The sequence below is a fragment of the Klebsiella sp. 28 genome, from assembly GCF_018223905.1.
Taxonomy (GTDB): domain Bacteria; phylum Pseudomonadota; class Gammaproteobacteria; order Enterobacterales; family Enterobacteriaceae; genus Klebsiella; species Klebsiella pneumoniae.
In genome coordinates this window covers 1-2734 of record NZ_JAGRQY010000249.1, presented here as the reverse complement: position 1 = coordinate 2734, position 2734 = coordinate 1, and the positions used below count along the sequence as shown (strand labels likewise).

At 40.7% G+C, this 2734-nt stretch carries 3 protein-coding genes; 2 read left to right on the top strand and 1 reads right to left on the bottom strand.

Annotated elements, in window-relative coordinates:
* Positions 1–252 precede the first annotated feature (252 nt).
* A complete protein-coding gene (locus KHQ28_RS27510; protein WP_023319813.1) occupies positions 253–615 on the top strand; it encodes a RidA family protein in 363 nt (120 codons plus the stop codon).
* Between the two features lie 144 nt (positions 616–759).
* Here the strand turns inward: KHQ28_RS27510 and KHQ28_RS27505 are convergent, their stop codons facing one another.
* Positions 760–1155, bottom strand: coding sequence for a VOC family protein (locus KHQ28_RS27505; protein WP_074181082.1), 396 nt, complete (start codon positions 1153–1155; stop codon positions 760–762).
* A gap of 606 nt (positions 1156–1761) precedes the next feature.
* Between KHQ28_RS27505 and KHQ28_RS27500 the strand changes: the two genes are divergently transcribed.
* Positions 1762–2586, top strand: a complete 825-nt coding sequence (locus KHQ28_RS27500; RefSeq protein ID WP_032419368.1) for a transcriptional regulator — start codon at positions 1762–1764, stop codon at positions 2584–2586.
* Positions 2587–2734: the final 148 nt, after the last annotated feature.

Genomic DNA, 2734 nt, shown 5'->3' with positions numbered 1-2734 from the left:
ATTAAGAACCTTTAAGATTTTTTAAGGGCATTTCATGTGGCAGAGCGTGACGTGTTCAGCATTAAGTGAGATGATTTGTTCAAGTTAAAATATATTTAATCCCCAGGTCACAAATTTATCCCTAACACAGGAAATCAAGAATTTACTATGTTGCATTTTGGGGATAATACGTTATCGAACATATGAGTTTGGCATGCACTGAGGGTTGCAACCAGTCTTCCTTTCAGTCTATTAAATTTAAAGGGATTAATAATGGTTACTATTATAAGACACGAAGTCAATGAAAGCCTGGCAATATCCGGTGTGGTCGAAACCCGTGGTCTGGTCTTTGTGAGTTACTGTCTCGGGAACATTGGAAAACCTATCGAGGAACAGATAAATGGTGCCTTCGATAACTTGAGTGAAAGGCTTAACGCTATCGGCCTGACGCTGGAGTCAGTTGTTAAAATTGATGCATTGTTTCGTGACGTGTGGCATATCCCAATAATGGAAAAGATCATGCGCCAGAGATTTAACGGCAATTATCCAGCCAGAAAATCTATCCAAACCGAGTTTGCCCATGATGGAGGAGCTGCAGGTATGCTCTTTCAGCTTGACGCGATTGCCTGCCGGTAACTCTCGATGCCTCATCAGTGGTTTGCAGAGATATACCATTCAGTTATTCAAGCGGGAAGCCATTATAACGGCTTCCCAGACCGCTAAAAAAATGAGTATCACAGGGAGAGGTAGTTTTATCCGCAGGAAACCGTTTTAGGTATTCTATCTTTTAGACGCGTCATAAAAAACAAAAGCGATTTTGTTTTTGTCAGGGTCGCGTACGTAAGCACTATAAAAATCAGCGCCGTAATGTGGACGATAATCTGGTGGACCTTCATCCTCTCCTCCATTCTCTATCGCTAATCGATAAAGTTCCTGGACCATATCAACGGATACCGCGTTCAGCGCTACCATAACGCCATTGCCGCGAGTGGCGGGTAGATTATCAAACGGCATGCCAACGCATAATCCGGTAGTATGGTTATCTTTGAATGTTCCCCATGCGGCGCCTTTTTCGCTACGCCCATCCAGAGGATGACCAAGCACACGCATCAAAGGCGCATAAAATTTATATGAAGTTTGAGGGTCATTGGTTCCCAGCATAATATAAGAAAACATAGTTCCTCCTTTTTTTTGATCATAACATAGCCACGATATAATAAACACCTGTCGAATGAGAAATTAAATAATACATTAAAAACCTTGAATAATGGTGGTTATAATTAATAAAACAGAACTAATGACCTGCCTTAGCAAATGCTGCACCGGCGCCCCCCTACGTAACAGACAGACATGATAAACGATTCTTATATCGCGCAAGAAGAGGGCTACGGGTTCCCATCAGCAAAAAACATCTTGTTTAACACGAAACCATCGTTATCCCGATGCCAGGCTTTCTACGCTAAGGATGACGATGCTCTTGGATGCTGGCAAAAAAAGCATAGATTAGACAATAACTAATTGTAGTTGCTGGGTTTATTGCGTTTTAAATGCAGATGTTTATCCCAGAGTTCAGCGAATTTACGACCGTTACCCAGCTAATACGCGAAAGGATGATGGTGCTTTATGCGGCGTTCGACAGGGCGGGAAAGCGAAGTATTAAAATTTAAGGAGTCACATATGTTTTCTCAATCATATAATTAGCTATAATGATCGTAATTCCATCAACACCGATTACCTCCTTACTCCTTTAATCTCTTTTAACATATAAGCCGCGTATAGCATATGTATTGGATCATAAACAAAAATATAGAATTTTGGCCTGAAAATAAGCGGTTAATCTCGTTGAAAAACCCGGCTCAAAGCGTCACATTGACGGCTCCGGCAAGCCACTGTCTTGTTCTTTTACTGGAAGCCACTCCGGAACTGGTCAGTCAGCAAGTTTTCTTTAAAAAAGTGTGGGAAGATGAAGGGATTCTGGTCCCGGCAAATACCCTGTATCAAAACATATCGATAGTCAGGCGCGGACTGCGCGATGTCGGGGAAACGGATAATTCGATAGTAGTGACGGTTCCGCGAAAAGGCTTTCATATCAATCCTAACGTTAAGGTTGAGAGGATGGATGAAAAACCTTTAAATTCAGAAACTTATAATAACATCACCATCATAAGCCAGGATGACGTCGCTGAAAAAAATCCGACCACAGAGTCTGGTGATATCGTGCAAACGGCCACCAGAAAAAACATCGGTGCAAAGGCTACAACGTTCTTGATCATGCTGTTAAGTTTACTGGCGGGTTGTTTGTCTTTTCATTACATTTGGCATTTTCATGATGAAAAACCTTTTTTTAGCAGCTATACATTGGTTGAAAACGATCGCGGGTGTCATTTTTATACCAAAGATGATAACCATGCTAAAGTTGATAAATTTAACTATTATAAATCTTTGATATTCAAATCCGGACTTGATTGTAAGAAGTATCCCTTCGTTTATTTTTCGATGTCGCAAATGTCTCCCGGATTTATAGTCTTTATTTGCAGAAAAAGTTACAGCGAGAAGGTTTCTGCCGGATGTGTTACTCTCTCTTTTCGTGGAATAGTATATGAATAGAATAAAAATTGCTTTTGGCTTTTTTATTTCTGGCGCTGTACTGGGCCTTTTTTATAATTTGCTGAACGATAAAATACATCATAAGGAAGAGTGCACGGCATCGCTCGTCGTGTTCAAGGGTAATACACAAACTAACTTGACGTTAAAT